This is a genomic window from Lacrimispora amygdalina, assembly GCF_003432035.1.
GTDB classification, from domain to species: Bacteria; Bacillota; Clostridia; order Lachnospirales; family Lachnospiraceae; genus Lacrimispora; species Lacrimispora amygdalina.
The window spans coordinates 1-21,857 of sequence record NZ_QOHO01000034.1; the positions used below are offsets into that span (position 1 = coordinate 1).

18 protein-coding genes are annotated in these 21,857 nt (G+C 45.6%); 12 read left to right on the plus strand and 6 right to left on the minus strand.

Features of this window, described 5'->3' with window-relative positions; genetic code table 11:
• From infB to DS742_RS12675, 6 genes are all read left to right on the plus strand, one after another.
• A partial coding sequence (gene infB / locus DS742_RS12650) for a translation initiation factor IF-2 (RefSeq protein WP_117417355.1) occupies window positions 1-2,092 on the plus strand: 2,092 nt, incomplete at its 5' end.
• 87 nt (window positions 2,093-2,179) lie between these two features.
• Window positions 2,180-2,542 carry a 30S ribosome-binding factor RbfA gene (rbfA, locus tag DS742_RS12655; RefSeq protein WP_097003092.1) on the plus strand — a complete coding sequence of 121 codons (363 nt, stop codon included), beginning with the start codon at window positions 2,180-2,182 and terminating at the stop codon, window positions 2,540-2,542.
• Window positions 2,543-2,554: 12 nt separating this feature from the next.
• The gene (locus DS742_RS12660) at window positions 2,555-3,505 is read left to right on the plus strand and encodes a DHH family phosphoesterase (protein ID WP_117417356.1); all 951 of its coding nucleotides are present in this window, start codon (window positions 2,555-2,557) and stop codon (window positions 3,503-3,505) included.
• A 12-nt stretch (window positions 3,506-3,517) separates the two neighbouring features.
• Complete coding sequence (gene truB / locus DS742_RS12665) at window positions 3,518-4,423, plus strand: tRNA pseudouridine(55) synthase TruB (protein ID WP_117417357.1); 906 nt, start codon at window positions 3,518-3,520, stop codon at window positions 4,421-4,423.
• On the plus strand, window positions 4,423-5,379 hold the full coding sequence (locus DS742_RS12670; RefSeq protein WP_170313450.1) for a bifunctional riboflavin kinase/FAD synthetase: 957 nt from the start codon (window positions 4,423-4,425) through the stop codon (window positions 5,377-5,379). The genes truB and DS742_RS12670 overlap by 1 nt, the downstream gene beginning before the upstream one ends.
• Before the next feature lie 57 nt (window positions 5,380-5,436).
• Window positions 5,437-6,480 carry a C40 family peptidase gene (locus tag DS742_RS12675; protein ID WP_117417359.1) on the plus strand — a complete coding sequence of 348 codons (1,044 nt, stop codon included), beginning with the start codon at window positions 5,437-5,439 and terminating at the stop codon, window positions 6,478-6,480.
• A 56-nt stretch (window positions 6,481-6,536) separates the two neighbouring features.
• Here DS742_RS12675 and DS742_RS12680 read toward each other — a convergent pair whose 3' ends face one another.
• From DS742_RS12680 to DS742_RS12700, 5 genes are all read right to left on the minus strand, one after another.
• Window positions 6,537-7,247, minus strand: coding sequence for an ABC transporter ATP-binding protein (locus tag DS742_RS12680; protein WP_117417360.1), 711 nt, complete (start codon window positions 7,245-7,247; stop codon window positions 6,537-6,539).
• Window positions 7,234-8,100: an ABC transporter ATP-binding protein gene (locus DS742_RS12685; RefSeq protein WP_117417361.1), complete on the minus strand. Its 867-nt coding sequence runs from the start codon at window positions 8,098-8,100 to the stop codon at window positions 7,234-7,236. Before DS742_RS12685 ends, DS742_RS12680 begins: the two co-directional genes overlap by 14 nt.
• Window positions 8,100-9,203, minus strand: a complete 1,104-nt coding sequence (locus DS742_RS12690) for a branched-chain amino acid ABC transporter permease (protein ID WP_117417362.1) — start codon at window positions 9,201-9,203, stop codon at window positions 8,100-8,102. The genes DS742_RS12685 and DS742_RS12690 overlap by 1 nt, the downstream gene beginning before the upstream one ends.
• A 10-nt stretch (window positions 9,204-9,213) precedes the next feature.
• Window positions 9,214-10,095: a branched-chain amino acid ABC transporter permease gene (locus tag DS742_RS12695; protein WP_117417363.1), complete on the minus strand. Its 882-nt coding sequence runs from the start codon at window positions 10,093-10,095 to the stop codon at window positions 9,214-9,216.
• A gap of 126 nt (window positions 10,096-10,221) precedes the next feature.
• Window positions 10,222-11,400 (minus strand): ABC transporter substrate-binding protein, encoded by a 1,179-nt coding sequence (locus DS742_RS12700; protein WP_117417364.1) that lies wholly within the window; start codon window positions 11,398-11,400, stop codon window positions 10,222-10,224.
• Window positions 11,401-11,783: 383 nt separating this feature from the next.
• On the opposite strand from DS742_RS12700, the gene DS742_RS29895 reads away from it, so the two are divergent.
• The gene (locus DS742_RS29895; RefSeq protein ID WP_117417365.1) at window positions 11,784-12,602 is read left to right on the plus strand and encodes a TraX family protein; all 819 of its coding nucleotides are present in this window, start codon (window positions 11,784-11,786) and stop codon (window positions 12,600-12,602) included.
• Window positions 12,603-12,698: 96 nt separating this feature from the next.
• On the opposite strand, the gene pyrG is transcribed toward DS742_RS29895, so the two are convergent.
• Window positions 12,699-14,300 (minus strand): CTP synthase, encoded by a 1,602-nt coding sequence (gene pyrG, locus DS742_RS12710; RefSeq protein WP_117417366.1) that lies wholly within the window; start codon window positions 14,298-14,300, stop codon window positions 12,699-12,701.
• A 342-nt stretch (window positions 14,301-14,642) separates the two neighbouring features.
• Between pyrG and DS742_RS12715 the strand changes: the two genes are divergently transcribed.
• The 5 genes from DS742_RS12715 to ftsH all read left to right on the plus strand — a co-directional run bounded on the left by DS742_RS12715 (window position 14,643) and on the right by ftsH (window position 21,778).
• Window positions 14,643-15,917: a BMP family ABC transporter substrate-binding protein gene (locus tag DS742_RS12715; protein WP_117417367.1), complete on the plus strand. Its 1,275-nt coding sequence runs from the start codon at window positions 14,643-14,645 to the stop codon at window positions 15,915-15,917.
• Between the two features lie 108 nt (window positions 15,918-16,025).
• Window positions 16,026-17,555, plus strand: a complete 1,530-nt coding sequence (locus DS742_RS12720; protein WP_117417368.1) for an ABC transporter ATP-binding protein — start codon at window positions 16,026-16,028, stop codon at window positions 17,553-17,555.
• The gene (locus DS742_RS12725) at window positions 17,552-18,655 is read left to right on the plus strand and encodes an ABC transporter permease (RefSeq protein ID WP_117417369.1); all 1,104 of its coding nucleotides are present in this window, start codon (window positions 17,552-17,554) and stop codon (window positions 18,653-18,655) included. Before DS742_RS12720 ends, DS742_RS12725 begins: the two co-directional genes overlap by 4 nt.
• A 15-nt stretch (window positions 18,656-18,670) precedes the next feature.
• Window positions 18,671-19,651 (plus strand): ABC transporter permease, encoded by a 981-nt coding sequence (locus DS742_RS12730; RefSeq protein ID WP_117417370.1) that lies wholly within the window; start codon window positions 18,671-18,673, stop codon window positions 19,649-19,651.
• Window positions 19,652-19,792: 141 nt separating this feature from the next.
• Window positions 19,793-21,778 (plus strand): ATP-dependent zinc metalloprotease FtsH, encoded by a 1,986-nt coding sequence (ftsH, locus tag DS742_RS12735; protein ID WP_117417371.1) that lies wholly within the window; start codon window positions 19,793-19,795, stop codon window positions 21,776-21,778.
• Window positions 21,779-21,857: the final 79 nt, after the last annotated feature.

The following is a 21,857-nucleotide window of genomic DNA, read 5'->3' on the forward strand; positions in this document are numbered from 1 at the left end:
CGGTTACCAGGGCAACAGACCTCAGGGCCAGGGCGGCTATCAGGGATACGGTAGACCCCAGGGCGGCTTTCAGAATGACAAGGACAGCGATATCACCCGTGGCGGAAGACCTCAGGGAGCACGTACCGGCAGAGACGGAGCACCAAAAACCGGATCTTTTGATACCCCGATTCAGGCAAAGCCAACCAGTAACAGAGCTGCGAAAAATAACTATAAGAACGACAGGTTTGATAAGAGAGAGAAAGAAGACGTCAGCAAGGGAAGAACAGCAGCCAAGGGCCAGAAAGCAGCAAAGGCTCCGATTCTGCCTCCGGTTCATGTAGAGCCCAAGGTTGAGGAAATCAAGACTATTATCGTACCTGAGATTTTAACCATAAAAGAACTGGCAGAAAAGATGAAACTCCAGCCTTCTGCCATTGTAAAGAAGCTGTTTTTAAAGGGTAAGATCGTTACCCTCAACACAGAAATTGATTTTGAACAGGCAGAAGAAATCGCAATGGAATACGAAGTTCTCTGCGAGAAAGAAGTGAAGATTGATGTCATTGAAGAACTTCTGAAGGAAGAAGAAGAGGATGTGGCAGATATGGTATCCAGACCGCCGGTTGTCTGCGTAATGGGCCATGTAGACCACGGTAAAACTTCTCTTCTTGATGCAATCCGTCAGACCAATGTCACTTCCAGAGAGGCAGGCGGTATTACCCAGCACATCGGTGCCTACACGGTAGAAATCAGCGGTCAGAAAATTACATTCCTCGATACACCAGGCCATGAAGCATTTACAGCCATGCGTATGAGAGGAGCCCAGTCTACCGATATCGCTATCTTAGTTGTAGCAGCTGACGATGGTGTAATGCCTCAGACAATTGAAGCGATCAACCATGCAAAAGCAGCCGAGGTTGAGATCATTGTTGCCATTAATAAGATTGATAAGCCAAGTGCAAACATTGACAAGGTGAAACAGGAGTTATCTGAGTACGAACTGATTCCGGAAGATTGGGGCGGAAGTACTATATTTGTTCCTGTATCTGCACATACTAAAGAAGGAATCAAGGAACTGCTGGAGATGATTCTTCTTACTGCAGAAGTGAAGGAATTAAAAGCCAATGCAAACCGCCGTGCAAGAGGTCTCATCATTGAGGCAGAGCTTGATAAGGGCAAGGGACCGGTTGCTACCGTTCTGGTACAGAAGGGAACCCTTCATGTAGGAGATACCGTTACTGCAGGCTCCTGCTATGGAAAAGTCCGCGCCATGATGGATGATAAGGGACGGAGAGTAAAAGAAGCCGGTCCATCCACTCCGGTAGAGATTCTGGGCTTAAATGATGTTCCAGGTGCAGGTGATGTCCTGATCGGTACAGAGAATGAGAAAGAAGCAAGAAACTTTGCGGAAACATTTATCTCCGAAGGAAAGAACCGGCTGCTGGAAGATACAAAAGCGAAGCTGTCACTGGATGATTTGTTCACCCAGATTAAGGCTGGTAATATAAAAGAACTTCCTATTATTGTAAAAGCAGATGTTCAGGGTTCTGTAGAAGCAGTAAAACAGAGTCTTGTGAAGCTGTCCAATGATGAAGTTATGGTTAAGGTGATTCATGGCGGTGTTGGTGCCATCAATGAATCCGACGTTTCCCTGGCTTCTGCATCCAATGCCATTATCATCGGTTTCAATGTCAGACCTGATGTGACCGCAAAATCCATTGCAGACAGGGAAAAAGTAGATTTAAGACTTTACAAGGTAATTTATCAGGCCATTGAAGATGTGGAATCCGCCATGAAGGGCATGTTAGATCCGATCTTTGAAGAGAAGATCATCGGTCATGCCGTTGTGCGCCAGACCTTCAAGGCATCCGGCGTCGGTACCATCGCAGGTTCCTATGTAATGGACGGTAAATTCCAGAGAGGCTGCAGCGTCCGCATCACCCGTCAGGGAGAGAAAATCTATGATGGACCTCTTGCATCCTTAAAGAGATTTAAGGATGATGTAAAAGAAGTTGCAACTGGTTACGAGTGCGGCCTTGTATTTGAGAAATTTAATGATATTATGGAAGATGACATGATTGAAGCATATGCCATGGTGGAGGTTCCCCGCTAGGAACCCTCCCCTTGAACGTTCAAAAGATGAGCCCGTTATACCGGGCTGGTCTTTTTGAATATGCGGGCAGACAGCGAAAGGAATAAGATGCGTAAAAACAGTATAAAGAATACCAGAATTAATATGGAAGTACAGAAGGAATTAAGCCAGATCATCCGTCTGGAAATCAAAGACCCCAGAATTCATCCAATGACAACCGTGGTTGCGGTTGAGGTGACTCCAGATCTGAAATTCTGTAAGGCCTATATCAGCATTCTGGGCGACGAAGAAGCAGGAAAAGCAACAATCGAAGGACTGAAAAGTGCAGAAGGCTACATTCGTCGGGAACTTGCCCGGAGAGTGAATCTGCGTAATACACCCGAAATTAAGTTTATACTGGACCAGTCCATTGAATATGGAGTGAATATGTCCAGACTCATTGACGAGGTTACGAAAGACATCAAAGAGTAAGGAGGTGCCATTGTGAGTTTCCTTGAAGCAATTCTCAAAGATGTGAAAGACGTGGCTATACTTGGCCACGTGAGGCCGGATGGGGACTGTATCGGTTCCTGTCTGGCAGTTTATAATTATCTGGATGAAAATTATCCGGATATTCATGCAGTGGTCTATCTGGAAGAACCATCTGTAAAATTTGCATATTTAAAAAATATTGACCGCATTGTCAGCGATTTCAGCAAAGATCAGAGTTATGATCTTTGTATCTGCTTAGACAGCAGCGACACGCTTCGTTTCGGCGAAGCGGTCAGGTACTTAAACGCAGCGAAAAAAAGTCTGTGTGTGGACCACCATATAACAAATATGGGATACGGAACGGAAAATGTAGTCAGAGGAGATGCAAGCTCCACCTGCGAGGTTTTATATGGTCTGCTTGATGAGAGTAAGATAAGCAAAGCAGTGGCAGAATGCATCTATACCGGAATTATCCATGATACCGGTGTATTCAAATATGACTGTACATCTGCAAAAACCATGGAGATTGCAGGAAAGATGATGGAAAAGGGAATTAATTACTCCAGAATCATCGATGACAGCTTTTACCGGAAAACCTATATACAGAACCAGATTTTAGGAAGAGCGTTATTAGAAAGCATCACCTTTCATGACGGCAAATGTATTTTCAGTGCCATCAGCAAGAAAGATATGGATTTTTACGGAGTCGGCAGTGCCGATATGGATGGAATAATTGACCAGTTACGAATTACAGAAGGCGTGGAGTGTGCGATTTTCATATATGAAACTGCATGCAGGGAATACAAGGTAAGCCTGCGTTCCACCACAGAGCTTGATGTAAGTAAAATTGCCGTTTATTTCGGCGGGGGCGGACATAAGAAAGCGGCCGGCTGTACCATGACAGGAAGTGTTCACGATGTGATCAACAATCTGTCGGATCAGATAACGAAGCAGCTTAATTAGGAGATACATGCTATGGCAGACGGTATTATCAATGTGTATAAAGAAAAAGGCTTTACCTCTCATGACGTCGTGGCGAAAATGAGAGGTATTTTAAAACAGAAAAAAATAGGTCATACAGGCACGCTTGATCCGGACGCGGAAGGAGTGCTTCCTGTCTGTCTGGGGAAGGCAACCAAACTGTGTGACATGTTGACAGATAAAACAAAAACCTATGAGGCAGTGCTGCTTCTTGGAATGGAGACCGATACCCAGGATACCTCAGGAACCGTCTTAAACCGCTTTCCGGTAGAGGCAGGAGAAGAAGACGTAAGAACTGCGGTCATGAGCTTTCTGGGGCATTACGACCAGGTTCCGCCCATGTATTCGGCATTGAAGGTGGATGGAAAGAAGCTTTATGAACTGGCAAGAGCGGGCAAAGAAGTAGAACGGAAGGCCAGACCTGTGGAAATCTACGAAATCCGTATAGAGAAGATCCAACTTCCCAGGGTCACCATCACAGTCAGCTGTTCCAAAGGTACCTATATCCGCACACTCTGCTATGATATCGGCAGAAAGCTGGGATGCGGCGGATGCATGGAATCCCTCTTAAGAACACGGGTGTCGGATTTTTATTTAAAGGACAGCCTTACACTTACAAGAATTGAACAGTTACGAGATGATGGTACTTTGGGAGAACATATCCTTCCGGTGGACAAGGTGTTTTCTTCCTGTCCCCAATTGGTGATGAAAGAGGAGTTTGACAAACTGGTCCATAACGGCAATCCATTTCAGCGAAACCAGGCTGTGGGAGAATACGGTATGTCTGATGGTCCTGTCCGAGTTTACGACAGCACCATGGAGTTTATCGGAATCTATGAGCCAATCGGAGGCAGCAGCCTTTTAAAGCCTCAGAAGGTTTTTCTGGGAGGTAGCAGATAATGGAATATATCACCGGAACCAGAGTATTTCACATAGAAGAGCCTGCTGTGGTGACCCTTGGAAAATTTGACGGCCGTCACAGAGGCCACAAAAAGCTGCTGCAGCGAATGCTGGAAATCAGGAAAGAAACTGGATATAAGACAGCAGTATTTACATTTGACATGTCTCCGGGCGCTCTAGTAAGCGGAACTCCCCAGACGGTGATCACCACCAATCTGGAGCGCAAGAATAATCTGGAGAGGGCAGGAATCGACTATCTGGTGGAGTACCCCTTTACGGAGGAAACGGCCAGAATGGAGCCTGAGGAGTTTGTAAGGCGTATTCTGTCCGGACAGATGAATGCCAGAACCATTGTGGTGGGTACAGACTGTTCCTTTGGATATAAGGGAGCCGGAAATGCGGATCTTCTGGAGAAACTCAAAAGCCGGTATGGCTATGAACTGATTGTCATCCCCAAGGAGCAGGACGAACAGCGGGATATCAGCAGCACCTACATCAGAGAGCAGCTGGATCTTGGAAATATGGAAAAAGCCAATGAACTTCTGGGTGAACCTTATGCCATCCATGGTGAGGTGGTACACGGCAATCATATCGGCGGAGCCATACTTGGATTTCCAACCGCCAATATCCTTCCGCCCCCGGAAAAGCATCTGCCTGTATTCGGTGTTTACGTGTCCCGTGTTTATGTAGACGGCATCTATTACGGCGGAATTACCAATATTGGAAGAAAGCCCACAGTAGAAGGGATTTCTCCAGTTGGAGCAGAAACTTACATTTTTGGTATAAATGAGGATATTTATGGAAAGACTATAGAGGTACAGCTTTTGCACTTCATCCGTCCGGAGCGGAAATTCGAGGGGCTTGAGCAGTTAAAAGATCAGATAGGAAGAGACAGGGAACTGGGATTAGAATATTTGAAGAACCTGCCTGGAAAAGAAATCACTCAGTTGCAGTAGGAAAGGGGCGTTTTTACTGCCCGTTTCACAATTAAAAACTTGCGAAGGAAAGTGCATATGACTGACAAAGCATGGAAAGTACTTGGCTTTGCCATCGCCTGCGGTTGTACCGTATGGATGGGAACAGCAGATGTACAGGCCGCAAGAACAGAGACTGCCGTTAAGACCGGAACGCCTGTAGCAGGCATGGAGGTCTACATGGATCAGTATCAGCAATCCAGAAAACGGGAGTCGACGGAAAATTCGGCCGGTCTTACGCAGGAAAAAGTGAGGTATGGAACCTTCAATACTATTTTTGACAACCTTGGGGTAGCAGTTGTGGAGGATTCCTTAAACATCAGGAAAGAACCAAAGAACGATGCGGAAGTCGTAGGGAAATTAAGAAGCCATGCAGGCAGCAGTGTGCTGTCTGAAGAGAATGGCTGGTATAAAATAAAATCAGGGCAGGTAACCGGTTATGTATACGGGAAATACTTAGCCACTGGGCAGGAGGCCAGAGCAATCGCTTATTATGATATGAAGCTGATGCTCCGGGTAGACATCGAGACCCTTCGTGTCCGCAGACAGCCTGATACGAATTCAGAAATAGTGGGAAGAATTCATGAAGGCGAAACGTACCGTTACATTTCCCGTAACGGGGGCTGGGCAAAAATTGAATACAACGGACAGACGGCGTATACCTATGCACCGGAGAATGCCACCATTGCCTATACCATTCCGGAGGCAGAGAAAAATGGTGATCTGCGCTACCGTGTGGTAAGCTATGCGGTGAAATTCGTTGGAAATCCATACCGCTGGGGCGGAACAAACCCCAATACAGGTGCTGACTGTTCCGGCTTCATTCAATACGTGATGGAGCATGCGGCAGGGGTCCAGCTGGACCGCACCTCCAGAGAACAGGCTGCTGAGGGGGAGGCGATTCCGTCTTCCATTATGGAGCCAGGCGATCTCTTATTTTATTCCAGCGGCAGGGAAATCGATCACGTTGCCATGTATATCGGGCAGGGAAAGATTGTTCATGCAGCCAACCGCAGAAGCGGGATTAAAATTTCCTCCTGGAATTACAGAAGACCGGTTACCATACGACGGGTGATCGAGTAAATAAAAATGCAGACAGATGCGTGCCTGGTGAGGCGAACATCTGTCTGCGTTTTTTATTAATCTTTCTTTTTTCCAAGATAGGCAGCTTTTACTGATTCATCTGCGAGAAGCTCTTTTCCAGGTCCTGACATGGTGATCCGTCCGGTTTCCAGCACGTATCCTACATCAGCCGTATGAAGAGCCATATTGGCATTCTGCTCGATTAAGAGGACTGTCACGCCCTTTTTGTTAATCTCTTTAATAATTGAGAAGATATCCTTTACAATTAAGGGAGCAAGCCCAAGGGACGGCTCATCCATCATGAGGATTCTGGGGTGGCTCATGAGTGCTCTGGCAACCGCCAGCATCTGCTGTTCGCCTCCGGAGAGTGTTCCGGAAAGCTGCCAGCTTCGTTCTTTAAGCCGTGGGAATAAGTCATAGACCCAGTTGATATCCTCATCCAGATTATCATTTCTTAAATAAGCCCCGATTTTAATATTTTCAATGACTGTCATATCAGGAAATACCCGGCGTCCTTCCGGAACCAGCGCGATTCCCTTGGATACAATGTCAGGAGTATCCATTCCGATTAATTCCTGACCGTCCAGAGTGATGCTGCTTCCGGCAGAGGGCTTTGCAAGGCCCACGATGGAGCGGAGAGTCGTACTCTTACCAGCACCGTTTGCGCCGATTAAGGTCACAATGCTTTTATCCGGTACTTCAAAGGAGATTCCCTTTACAGCTTCAATTCCGCCGTAGTTTACTCTTAAGTTATCAATCTTCAGCATCGTCGCTCACCCCCAGATATGCTTCAATTACCCGTTCATTGTTCTGGATCTCCTCCGGCGTACCCTGTGCAATCAGTTTGCCGAAATCCAGAACGTAGATGCGGTCGGAGATCTGCATAACCAGATCCATATGGTGTTCAATCATTAATACAGTCAGGTGGTAGGAATCCCGGATCTGCTTAATAAAATCCGTAAGCTCCTGGGTCTCCTGAGGATTCATTCCTGCAGCCGGTTCATCGAGAAGTAAGAATTTCGGCTCTGTAGCAAGGGCTCTTGCAATTTCCAGCCGCCTCTGCAGGCCGTAGGGGAGAGAAGAAGCAATTTCATCTTTTAAATGGAGCAGATTCTGCTCTTTTAAAAGAGCGGAGGTCTCTTCCCGCATTCTGGCTTCTTCTTTGCTGTTTAAGCGCAGTGTGGCAGAGAATACATTCTGTTTTGCCCGCATATGTTTTGCGATCAGTACGTTGTCAAAAACAGTCAGCTGTCCAAACAGCCTGATATTCTGAAAGGTACGTGCAATTCCCTTTTTTGTTATGATATCCGGTGTATTGCGTACAATGGAGAGAGGTCTGGGTTTTACTTCTCCCAGATACATTTTCTGCATCTTTCCCTTTGGTGTGTTGGAAAGTATGGTCTCGCCCATAAAGTCCACCTGTCCAAAGGTGGGTTCGTAGATACCGGTTACGCAGTTAAATGCAGTGGTTTTTCCAGCACCATTGGGACCGATTAAGGCAACGATTTCACCTTCATTTACGTCGAGAGTCAAACCGTTTACCGCCACAACACCGCCGAACTGCATGGTTACGTCCTGCATATGAAGTACATTTGCACTGGTTTTTGCTGTAGCTGACATTATGCGTTTTCTCCCTTCTGTGCTTTATTTTTCTTTTTCAGTTTGTTTGGGATTCTCTTGATCAGCCGGAACAGCCCAGCCCAGGAGAATTCGTTGCTTCCCATGATACCTCTGCGGTAGAAGAGCACCACTGCCATAAGGAGGATGGAGAAGATTACCATACGAAAGCCGGAACGGAACAGAGGAATCTGAACGCCTGCAATATAAAGCGGATTGTCAAAGAATCTCAGCCATTCTCTGCCTGCAGTTACCAGGAAGGAACCGATAACGCTGCCGGTGATGCTTCCGATACCCCCTAAAACCACAATCAGCAGGATATCATAGGTAAGGTTGATGGAAAAGGTCTTGGATTCAATGGAACGCATGAAGATAGCCAGAAGACCTCCGCCCACACCGGTGAAAAAGGAGGAAATGATAAATGCCAGCTCCTTGTAACGGAACAGATTCAGTCCCATGGCCTGTGCGGCCACTTCATCTTCACGGAGAGCTTTAAATGCACGGCCGTAAGAGGAGTTGATCAAAAGTACCATTAAAAGGATACAGAGGGCACAAAGTCCGAATGCAACATAAAGGTTAGGAAAACCTGGAATGCTCTTTAATCCATAGGAACCGTTTGTCACCTTATTTAACTGGGGTGCAGCGATGACTGCACGGATAATTTCAGAAAATCCCAGAGTAGCAATTGCCAGGTAATCACTTTTTAAGCGGAGAACCGGAATACCGATGAGAGCGGCAACTCCTGCAGCAAACAATCCTGCAATGATCAGAGCCAGCCAGTAAGGGCACTGAAGATTTGCCAGAAACGGAGCGATACCGTCTACATAGTAAACACTGGCTCTGGTTTCCACAGGGATGGTAAGAATGGCCACTGTATAGGCTCCGATTGCCATAAAACCAGCCTGGCCAAGGGAGAACAGACCGGTAAAGCCAGTCAGTAAGTTCATGGAAACGGCTACCACTGCATAAATGGCGCTTCGTTCCAGTATGGAGATCTGATAGCTGTACTGGGCACTGTTAGCCTGTAAAAAGCCCAGAATGCCGATGATGAACAATAAGGCAATCAGGGTATATAGTTTGTTTTTGGATAATACTTTCTTTTTCATAGATGACACCTCACACTTTATCGGTTGTCTTCTCACCAAACAGGCCGGTTGGCTTGATCAGGAGAATGATGATTAACAGAACAAAGGTAAATGCGTCGCTGAATGTGGAGTAACCCATGGCGACCAGAGCTGTTTCCCCAAGTCCCAGGATAAATCCGCCGATTACAGCGCCGGGAATGCTTCCGATACCTCCGAATACTGCTGCTACGAAACATTTCAGGCCAGGTAAGGAGCCGGAGAATGGAAAAACGGTCATACGGTCTGTAAAATACAGAATCGAGCCTACAGCAGCCAGAAGAGAGCCGATGGCAAATGTAAAGGTGATAACACGGTTGATTTTGATACCCATTAAGGAAGCAGTATCGTAATCTTTGGAAACAGCACGCATAGCCATGCCGATTTTAGTCTTATTAATGAGAACAATCAGGGCGTATACAATGATTAAAGTAAGTACTGGTGTGAGAAATGTAACAAATGATGCGGAAAGGCCGCCGATTTTGAAAATCTTCTTTAAAAATGGAATTTCCGGATATCCTTTTGGCAGTGCCGTAAATAAGTAAGTAGCCAGGTTCTGCAGCAGGTAGGAAACACCGATTGCAGAAATCATAACAGACATTCTTGGTGCGGTACGTAAAGGACGGTATGCCACCCGCTCAATGGAAACACCTAAAAAGACGGTGATGAGTAAGACGATGGGAATGGCGATATACCATGGAAAAGTTGCCATTGCAAAAATCATAAAATAGCCTGCCATCATAAAGATGTCACCGTGTGCGAAATTGATGAGCCGCAGGATGCCGTAAACCAGTGTGTAACCAATGGCAATGAGTGCGTAAGCACCGCCTAAGGAAATACCGGTCAGGCACTGCTGTAAAAAGGTTGAAAGACTCATGTGGCAAAATGCCTCCTATCTGTTTAGTATGGAATATGCATAAAATCAGCCTGCAAATGGAACGAGTGGGGAAAGAAAAACGTCCCCACTCATCCGTTTGTGACTGCTTTGTCGCGGTATGTGCGTTTATTTTACTGTAGTTGTTGTTAAGAATTTGAACTTGCCGTCTTCAACGGTCTTGATAAATGCCATATCTTTCTTTGCATCGCCGTTTTCGTCAAAGGAGATGCTTCCTGTAACGCCGTCAATGGAAACGCCCTTTAATGCATCGCGGATTGCTGCGCCGTCTGTGGAGCCTGCCGTTTCAATTGCTTTCAGAGCACTTAAGTAAGCGTCATATCCAAGAGCTGATACGGCAGGAATGATTTCGTCCTGTTTCTGTTCCTTTAAGTATGTCTTGAATCCGGAGATGAAGGAAGCTGCTTCATCGTTAGCCGGTTCTGCCTCATCAAAGAACGTGGAGAGTACAATGCCGTTGGCAGAGTCACCTGCATTTTCAATGATGGTTGAGTTCTCCCAGGTATCACCTGCAGCGATGGTAGCCGTAATTCCAAGTTCGCGGGCCTGCTTGATAATAAGAGGAGCCGTTGTAATGGAAGAAGGTGCGAAGATGATGTCAGGGTTCTGTGCCTTGATGTTGGTTAAGATTGCCTTGAAATCTGTCTGGTTGGTCTGGAACTGCTCTTCGCTTACGATGGTTCCGCCAAGTCCTGTAAATGCTGTCTTAAAGAAAGAACCAAGTCCGGAAGAATAGTCGTCGCCAAGCTGGGTGATAATGGCGGCTTTCTTTGCTCCGTTGTCATTGGCGTAGTTTGCCATAACAGTACCCTGGAACGGATCTAAGAAGCATACACGGAAATAGAAATCATTGCCCTGGGTAACCTGTGGATTGGTACAGGAAGCTCCGATTGCAGGGATCTTTGCATCTGCGAAGATCTGTCCGGCCGCAATGGATACACCGGAACCATAGCTGCCCAGTACTACGGAAACTTTTTCACTGACAAGCTTCTGCGCTGCGTTTACGGCTTCTGTCTTATCTGATTTATTATCAACTTCCACTAATTTAACCTGATAATCTTCTCCGCCGATCTTCACAGTTGGATGAGTCTGGTTGGCATAACGGATACCTAATACTTCCTGCATTCCGCCGCCGCCGTTCTCTCCGGTGGTTGGTTCAAAAACTCCGATCTTAATTACCTTCTCACCGTTATCCTTTGCAGTCTGGGGACTGGAACTGCATCCGGCGATTACACTGGCGCTTAAGCATGCCGCCATAGTCAGTGCAAATACTTTTTTCAATTTCATAATTTTATCCTCCTTTTTGTGTGTCTCATGCAAGAACAAGTGTCCTCCGTGTAGACACACGTTGCATTATATTATAGCAGAAGATGAGAAAAGTGCAAGAAAAAAATGAAAGAAAATAATAATATAAAGTAAATTTTTATTTTCAGAATAAAAATGAAGCCTGATCACTGGAAGCAGGTTCCGTCTTCTGGTAACTTTCTGGAAACAATGGAGTTTACTGGTGTTTCGGGGGCGGATTTAGAATAAGTTGAGGATACCTGTTATCTGTGTTATGATTAAATCATTTGAGGGCGGTACACGGAAGTGTTTTGCCTGCAACTGAATGATGAATTGTATTATGCATTTAGAGAGGTGAATATTTGACTACATTTAGTTTGAAGATATTGGCTTTAGCCTTCATGGTGATAGATCACATTGGTCTGTTTTTTCCATATGCTCCAATCTGGTTTCGGTATATTGGAAGAATGTCTGCCCCTATATTCGTTTTTTGCATGGTAACAGGGTTTTCCTATACAAGGAATAAAAAACTCTATTTGATACGAATGTATCTGTTTGGTCTGGGCATGGGAATCCTGGATTACATATTAAACTGTTTCGCTGATGGTGATCTGGTAAGCAATAATATATTTGTGACTTTATTTTGTATTGGAGTAATAATAAGGTTGATTGAATATAAACGTGATAATCATCCTAAGTTCCTGACTTACTTATTGTGTTATTGTATTTGGCAGGTGGTTGGACTATTTATTTGTTATTATGTTGACATATACTCTGAAAATATCATTTATCTATTCGTAGGTTTTATGGGAAATATGTTCTTTAACGAAGGGGGATTTGTTTTTGTATCCCTGGGAGTACTTCTTTATTTAATAAAAGATAATAAAAAATATATAGCAATCTGTTATTCTCTTTTTTGCTTCCTATTCTCCTTCATTACGATGGCTGGAATAGTTCCCAGAATCATTTCAAGATTAGACTATTATGATTATGATGCTCTTTATTATACATTAAGAGTTGTCTTTCCTCTTCTGGGATTTAATGTGATCTGGATAGACCGATATTCAATCCAATGGATGATGATAGGGGCTCTGCCATTTATTTTATTCTACAACGGGAAAAAAGGGAAAAGCATGAAATATTTTTTTTATATTTTTTATCCCGCCCATATCTTAATATTCTTTATTCTAAGCAGAGTGCTTTGAAAATCAGCTAAAATCTAGCTTATGAGAAAATAAAAAGGAGCCCGCCTCCTTGTAAAAGAGTGCGGGCTCCATAATTCTGCAAAAAATCAATACATTCTACTGATGCTTCACAGCAGCGCGGATGAATTCCCGAAACAGAGGGTGGGGTCTGTTTGGTCTGGACTTCAGTTCCGGGTGTCCCTGAGTTGCGATAAACCAGGGGTGTTCCGGAATTTCTATCATTTCCACGATACGTCCATCCGGTGAGATACCGGACAACTTCATACCGGCTTTGATTAAATCTTCGCGGTAATCGTTGTTTACCTCATATCTGTGTCTGTGACGTTCATGAATCAGTTCCTCCCCGTAAACTTCAAAGGACCTGGAGGACTTGTCCAGAACGCAGGGATAAGAACCGAGACGAAGAGTTCCGCCGATATCCTCGATGCCGTTCTGGTCAGGCATTAAATGGATTACCGGATGGGTGGTGGTTTCATCAAGCTCTACGGAATGGGCGTCACTGAAACCGACTACGTGGCGGGCGAACTCCACGATTGCCATCTGCATACCGAGACAAAGTCCGAGGAAAGGAATGTTGTTTTCTCTTGCATAACGGATTGTGGATATCTTGCCTTCGATTCCGCGGCTTCCAAAACCTCCGGGAACCAGAATTCCGTCTACATCACCGAAGAATTCGGAAGCGTTCTCGTCGGTAACAAGCTCTGAATCCACCCACTTGATATGAACTTCGGCGCGGCTAACAACTCCGCCGTGCTTTAAAGCTTCCACTACGGAAATATAAGCGTCGTGGAGCTGGATGTATTTTCCTACAAGAGCGACGGTTACTTCATGCTCCGGATGTTTCCAGTTATCGATCATTGCGGCCCAATCCTTTAAATCAGGTTCCGGGCAGGGTAAATGTAAGCTCTCGCATGCAACCTGAGCCAAATGTTCCTCTTCCATTACAAGAGGCAGTTCATATAATACTTCCACGTCCAGGTTTTGTATTACGTGTGTCTTGGGAACATTACAGAATTGTGCGATTTTGCTTCGGATTCCGTCATCAAGGGGCAGTTCGGAACGGCATACGATGATGTCGGGCTGGATACCCATTCCCTGTAAATCTTTTACACTGGCCTGGGTTGGTTTTGTTTTCAGTTCGCCGGAAACTTTCAGATATGGAACCAGGGTCACGTGGATTAAAATCGCATTTTCGTGGCCTACTTCGTGTTGGAATTGTCGGATCGCCTCTAAGAAAGGCTGGCTTTCGATGTCGCCTACCGTTCCGCCTACTTCTATAATAGCTATCTCAGTATCGGAGGAATTGTGGTTGCGGTGAAAACGGCTCTTTATTTCGTCGGTAATGTGAGGGATAACCTGTACGGTGCCTCCCCCGAAATCCCCGCGCCGTTCACGGGTCAGTACGTTCCAATAAACTTTACCAGTGGTAACATTGGAATTCTTTGTTAAGCTTTCGTCGATAAACCGCTCATAATGACCAAGATCAAGGTCTGTTTCTGCGCCGTCCTCTGTGACGAAGACTTCTCCATGCTGAACCGGATTCATAGTACCTGGATCAATGTTGATATAAGGATCGAATTTTTGCATTGTTACTTTGTAGCCTCTGGCTTTCAACAATCGTCCAAGCGATGCTGCGGTAATACCTTTGCCAAGTCCGGATACAACGCCTCCGGTGACAAATACGTATTTCACTGACATAACAGTGTAACCTCCTTCTGTGATGGTATGGGGATATTTTCAAAAAAAATATTATACGTCTTTTTTGATAAAAAATCTAGTGGTAAATTAAAAAAACTAAGATAATTAAGCGGAAACATTTGCTATGAATATTATGTCCTGGAATGGTCAAAGAAATCAGAGCAGAGACTAATAAAAATTTGTCCAGATATTAATGTTCCTTATTGACAAGAGGAAAAATAATGATATACTAATAAATGTATTTTTACATTAAATAAGGGTATGACAATTACGTCAGGTGAGCCATAGGCCCTTCCTGACGTTTTTTCATGGTCCCAGCCGATGTATAAGGAGGAAAAGTCTATGAAATTGAGGAAAATGGTCGGCCTTGCACTTGCAGGTGTGATGGCACTGTCCCTGTCAGCATGCGGAGGTTCTGCTCCAAAAGCTACTACCGCAGCAGAAAAAACAGAGACGCAGGCTTCGGATTCTGCCAAGACAGAGTCAAAAGCGGAAACCACAGAAGCTGCCAAAGGCGGCATTGCCAAAGAAGATTTAAAAGTTGGATTTATCTATGTTGGTGATGAAAACGAAGGCTATACGGCAGCTCATTACAAGGGAGCCATGGAAATGAAAAAGGCTCTTGGTTTATCTGACGATCAGATCATTATTAAATGGAATGTACCGGAAGACGAAACCTGTAAGGATGCAGCAATGGATCTGGCGGATCAGGGCTGCAACATCATTTTTGCCAACAGTTTCGGACATGAATCCTACATGCTGGAAGCTGCAAAAGAATATCCGGATGTACAGTTCTGCCACGCAACCGGCTTTCAGGCTGCAACAAGCGGACTGAGCAACATGCACAACTATTTTACAAACGTTTATGAATCACGTTATGTATCCGGTGTTGTAGCCGGTCTTAAGTTAAACAAGATGGTGGAAGACGGCAAAGTAAGTAAGGATGCAGTAAAAGTTGGTTACGTAGGCGCTTATCCTTACGCAGAGGTAATCAGCGGTTATACTTCTTTCTTCTTAGGTGTGCGTTCCGTATGTCCGGAAGCAACCATGGAAGTGAAGTATACAAACAGCTGGGCAAGCTTCGATCTTGAGAAGGAAGCGGCAGATGCGCTGATTTCCGACGGCTGTGTATTAATCAGCCAGCATGCTGATACAACCGGTGCTCCTACTGCATGCGAGGCAGCAGGCGTTCCAATCGTTGGATATAACATTTCCATGATTGCAACAGCTCCGAAGACAGCACTTACTTCTGCATCCATCGACTGGGGCCCATATGTAACCTACGCAGTAAAGAGTGTCATGGACGGCAAGGCCATTGATACAGACTGGTGCCAGGGTTACAAAGAGGGAGCAAACTCCATTACAGAACTGAACAAAGATGCTGTAGCTCCCGGAACAGAGGAGAAGGTAAAAGAAGTGGAAGATGCCATCAAGGCAGGAACTCTTCATGTATTTGATACTTCTACCTTTACCGTAGGCGGCAAAAAACTGGAGACCTATAAAAAAGACGGAAGCGATGTGGAGTATATTGAAAATGGTTATTTCCATGAATCTGAGCACGGTTCCGCACCGGCATTTGATATTTTAATTGATGGCATTACTACCATCGATAACTAAGATTTCGCCGGAAATGAACAGAAAGCGGCGCCAGATTATCTGGCCCGCTTTTTGCGGTTGTATGAGACAATGGAAAAATGAGGAAAAAATGAAACGGAGGTTAGCCGGGTGAACGAAAATAATGCCATTGAACTAAAACATATCACAAAACGGTTTGGCCAGGTAGTTGCCAATGACAAAGTCTGCCTTTCTTTAAAAAAGGGAGAGATTCTCTCCATTCTGGGTGAGAATGGAAGCGGAAAGACCACTCTTATGAATATGATTTCAGGTATTTACTATCCGGATGAGGGACAGATATTGATTCATGGGAAAGAGGTCACCATACGGTCGCCCAAAGACTCGTTTGATCTGGGAATCGGTATGATTCATCAGCATTTCAAGCTGGTGGATGTTCTCACTGCAGCAGAGAACATCATTCTGGGACTGCCTGGAAAAGAGATTCTGGACCGGAAAGCAGTGAATGATAAGATCAATGAACTGACCGGTAAATATGGATTTGACTTGGATCCTGACCAGAAAATCTACCGGATGTCCGTATCCCAGAAGCAGACAGTTGAAATAGTGAAAATGCTGTACCGCGGCGTTGATATTTTAATTCTTGACGAGCCTACCGCCGTTTTAACCCCTCAGGAAGCAGACCGCCTGTTCGCCGTTTTGCGCAATATGAAAAAGGCCGGTCACTCCATTATCATTATTACACATAAACTCAATGAGGTTCTTTCCCTTTCTGACCGGGTGGCTGTTTTGAGAAAAGGACAGTACATCGGCACCATTGATACAAAAGACGCCACGGAAGAGTCCTTAACGGAAATGATGGTCGGGAAAAAGGTGAGCTTAAACATCGAACGTCCGGACCCGGTATCTCCCAAGGAACGTCTCAATGTAAAGGGACTGACCTGCATCAGCAGAGAAGGCGTAACGACCTTAAACAATGCATCCTTTACAGCCAACAGCGGTGAAATCCTTGGAATCGCGGGCGTGGCAGGAAGCGGACAGAGGGAGCTTTTAGAAGCAATTGCAGGCCTCATTCCGTCTGCGGAAGGCTCCATTTCCTATTATCCGCCGGAAGGAGGGGAAAAGGAACTGACTTCCATGACTGCTGCAGAGATCGCCAGAATCGGAGTCCGTTTATCCTTTGTTCCGGAGGACCGTCTGGGAATGGGACTTGTGGGAGCCATGGATATGACGGATAACATGATGCTTCGAAGCTACCGCAAGGGCAGATCCTTTTTTGCCGACAGGAAAGCGCCAAAGGGCCTTGCAGAGCGTCTGATTGAAGAACTTGAGATCGCCACTCCGGGAACGGCTGTCCCGGTACGGAAGCTTTCCGGAGGCAATGTCCAGAAGGTTTTAGTTGGAAGAGAGATTTCACTGGCACCTGCAGTTATGCTGGTTGCTTATCCGGTACGGGGACTTGATATTCACTCCTCTTACACCATTTACCATCTTCTCAATGAACAGAAGAAGCAGGGAACTGCGGTTGTCTGCGTAGGGGAGGATCTTGACGTATTGATGGAGCTTTGTGACAGAATTCTTGTAATGTGCGGCGGAGAGATCAGCGGAATTGTAGACGGAAGGACCGCCACAAAAGAAGAAATCGGAAAACTGATGATGAAGACAGGAGGAACACAAGGATGAGTAAGGGAAAGGAACCGGTTTTTCAGATGACAAAGCGGGAAGCCATAGAGCCCTGGAAGGCGTGGCTGATCCGTCTGATTGCTGTGGCACTGTCTCTGGTTGTCTGCGCAGGTGTCATTATCGCTCTTACGGGGTTAAATCCGGTAGAGGTTTATAAAGGGATTTTTGAAGGAGCAGTGGGAACAAAGCGCCGTGCATGGATGACCATCCGGGATACGCTGGTACTCCTTTGCATCGCAGTCGGTATCACACCTGCATTTAAAATGAGGTTCTGGAATATCGGAGCGGAAGGACAGGTGCTCATCGGAGGTGTAACCTCTGCAGCCATGATGATTTATTTGGGAAACACACTTCCTCCTGTGATTTTATTCCCCTTAATGTTTGCAGGAAGTGCTCTGGCAGCTATGGTATGGGGCGTCATTCCCGCATTTTTCAAGGCTTACTGGAATACCAACGAAACACTTTTCACACTGATGATGAATTACGTTGCCATGCAGGTTGTCACCTTTGGAATCATTTTCTGGGAAAATCCCAAAGGCTCCAACTCAGTCGGTACCATTAATTCCGCCACAAAAGGAGGCTGGCTTCCCAAGCTGTTCGGACTGGAATACGGCTGGAATCTGGTGATTGTACTGGCTCTGACCATTGCCATGTTTATCTATTTAAGATACAGCAAGCAGGGGTATGAAATCGCGGTTGTGGGCGAAAGCGGCAACACGGCCAGATATGCAGGAATCAATGTAAAAAAAGTAATTTTAAGAACCATGGCTATTTCCGGTGCAGTATGCGGAATTGCAGGCTTTATCATTGTAAGCGGAGCAAGCCACACCATTTCCACCAGCACTGCCGGAGGAAGAGGATTTACAGCGATTATCGTATCATGGATGAGTAAGTTTAATACCTTCGCCATGATTTTGGTATCGTTTTTCCTTGTTTTCATGCAGAAAGGTGCAGGTCAGATTGCATCCCAGTTCAATTTAAATGAAAATGCGGCAGATGTAATCACCGGCATTATTCTGTTCTTCATCCTGGGCTGTGAATTTTTTATTGATTATAAAATCAGAATACGAAGCACAAAACAGGCTGCGGCAGAAGAATAGGAAGGAGAAACGATCATGGGATTTCTGGTAATATTTATTCAAAAAGTCATTGGTCAGGGAATCGGAATCCTTTATGGAGCCCTGGGAGAAATTCTGACGGAAAAATCCGGCAACTTAAATCTTGGAATTCCGGGTATGATGTATATGGGAGGAATTGCCGGACTGATCGGCGCGTTCCTTTATGAGAACTCCGCTGCACAGCCAAACGGTCTGGTGGGCGTTATTATTTCATTTTTATGCGCGTTTTTGTGTGCGGCACTGGGCGGTCTGGTTTACAGTATTTTAACAATCACCCTTCGTGCAAACCAGAACGTAACCGGTCTTGCGCTGACTACGTTTGGCGTGGGCTTCGGTAACTTTTTCGGCGGTTCCTTATCAAAGCTAGCAGGCGGAGTAGGACAGATTTCCGTTGCAGTGACCGGCGCGGCTTTTAAGACGCCGGTACCGGGGCTTTCAAAGCTGGGAGCCATCGGACAGGCATTTTTCTCTTATGGCTTTTTAACCTATCTTGCCATCATTTTAGCAATTTTACTTTCCTTTTTCTTAAACAAAACCAGAAAAGGACTGAATTTAAGAGCAGTAGGCGAAAGCCCATCCACTGCAGATGCAGCCGGAATTCATGTGACTGCTTACCGGTATCTGGCTACCTGTATCGGAGGCGGATTAAGCGGACTTGGCGGACTTTACTTTGTCATGGAGTATTCCGGCGGAACCTGGACTAACAACGGTTTCGGCGACAGAGGCTGGCTTGCCATCGCCCTGGTTATCTTCGCTCTCTGGAAACCGGTAAACGCCATCTGGGGTTCCCTGCTTTTCGGAGGACTTTACATCCTTTATTTATACATTCCGGGACTCAGCCGCAGCACACAGGAAATCTTTAAGGCACTGCCTTATATCGTGACCATTGTGGTGTTAATTATAACCAGCTTAAGAAAGGAAAGAGAGCATCAGCCGCCGGCCAGTCTGGGGCGGGCTTATTTCCGGGAAGAGCGTTAAAAAATTTAATTTGTGAATTTCATCCAGTCCCCGTGTTTATAAGTATTTTATAATTCTTTTCTTGATTTATGGGGAGACTGACACTATAATGATAGAGGTATAGAATGGGTAGAAACTATCCGGATTGGAGAATTTACACAGATGGATAACAAGAATCAGAATAATAAAATGCCTAAGAATGCCCAGGTCATCGTTATCTGGGTAACAGCGTTTCTGATTGCGGTAGCAGGTATCTCATATCTGCATAATGCCATAACGACGAGGACGAATAAAGAATTAAGCTATGATACCTTTATGAATATGGTAGATGAGAAGCAGGTGGAATCGGTTATTGTTGAGGATACCAGGATTACCATTACTCCAAAGAAGACCTGGGCGGAATATAAGCCGGGTGTCAGCTATTATACGGTAAGAATGGACAACGATTTAAACCTGGCTGAGCGTCTTCGTACTGCTGGTGTGGAAACCGTAAGAACACGCCGGGATGGAAACTTTTTCATTCAGACCATTGTCAGCTATCTTCTTTTATTTGCAGCAATGGGCTTCTTACTGAACTTTATGATGCGCCGTGTAGGCGGCGGCGGGCTGATGGGCGTTGGAAAGAGCAATGCCAAGGTCTACGTTCAGAAAGAGACAGGAATTACATTTAAAGATGTAGCCGGTGAAGATGAAGCCAAGGAATCCTTAACAGAAATCGTGGATTTCCTTCATAACCCCGGAAAATATACAAAGATTGGTGCCAAGCTTCCCAAAGGAGCCCTTTTAGTGGGACCTCCCGGAACAGGAAAGACGCTTCTTGCCAAGGCAGTTGCAGGTGAGGCCCATGTTCCGTTCTATTCCCTTTCCGGTTCTGATTTTGTAGAGATGTTTGTGGGCGTCGGTGCTTCCCGTGTCCGTGACCTTTTTAAGCAGGCACAGGAATCCGCTCCCTGTATCATATTTATTGATGAGGTAGATGCCATCGGTAAGAGCCGTGATTCCAGATTCGGCGGCGGCAACGATGAGAGAGAGCAGACATTAAACCAGCTGCTTTCCGAGATGGACGGCTTTGATTCATCCAAGGGCCTTCTGGTTCTGGCAGCTACCAACCGCCCGGAGATCCTGGATCCCGCCCTTCTTCGTCCCGGACGTTTCGACCGCCGGATTATCGTGGATAAGCCGGACTTAAAGGGCCGTGTGGATATCTTAAAGGTTCATGCAAGAGACGTACTTCTTGATGATACCGTAGATCTGGATGCAATTGCTCTTGCAACCTCAGGAGTCGTTGGTTCCGATCTTGCCAACATGATTAATGAAGCTGCCATTCTGGCAGTCAAGAACGGACGTCATGCAGTATCCCAGAAGGATCTGTTTGAAGCGGTAGAAGTAGTCCTGGTAGGTAAGGAAAAGAAAGACAGGGTTCTTAATAAGGAAGAGAGACGAATCGTATCTTATCATGAAGTTGGCCATGCCCTGGTCAGCGCACTTCAAAAGGATGCAGAACCGGTGCAGAAGATCACCATTGTTCCAAGAACCATGGGAGCGCTGGGATATGTAATGCATGTGCCGGAGGAAGAGAAGTTCTTAAACTCCAAGAAAGAGCTCCACGCCATGCTGGTTGGTTATTTAGCGGGACGTGCTGCGGAAGAGATCGTTTTCGATTCCATTACCACTGGTGCAGCCAATGATATTGAGCAGGCCACCAAGGTTGCCCGTGCCATGATTACACAGTACGGTATGTCGGATAAATTCGGACTGATCGGTCTTGCTGCAAAGGAAGATCAGTATTTAAGCGGAAGATTGGTTATGAACTGTGCAGAAGCAACCTCCTCCCAGATCGATGAAGAAGTCATGAAGATGTTAAAAGAGGCTTATGAAGAAGCCAAGAATCTTCTGATGGAAAACCGGGATATTATGGATAAGATTGCGGAATTCTTAATCGAGAGAGAAACCATTACCGGCAAGGAATTTATGAAGATCTTCCGGGAAGCAAAAGGAATTCCGGAACCGGTTAAAACTGATGACGGGTCCGGAAAAGACGAAGCATCTGAGGAGCCGAAAGACGGACTGACGGACTGGGTGAAAGAGGAAGTACAGGCTAAAAAAGAAGAATTCCATACGGAATCAGAGGATAGAACGGAGTTATGATATTTAACCGTTTCACAAACTGATTGTAACACATGGAGATTTTTGGTATAATAAAAGGCAATGGCCTTGGATCAGATAC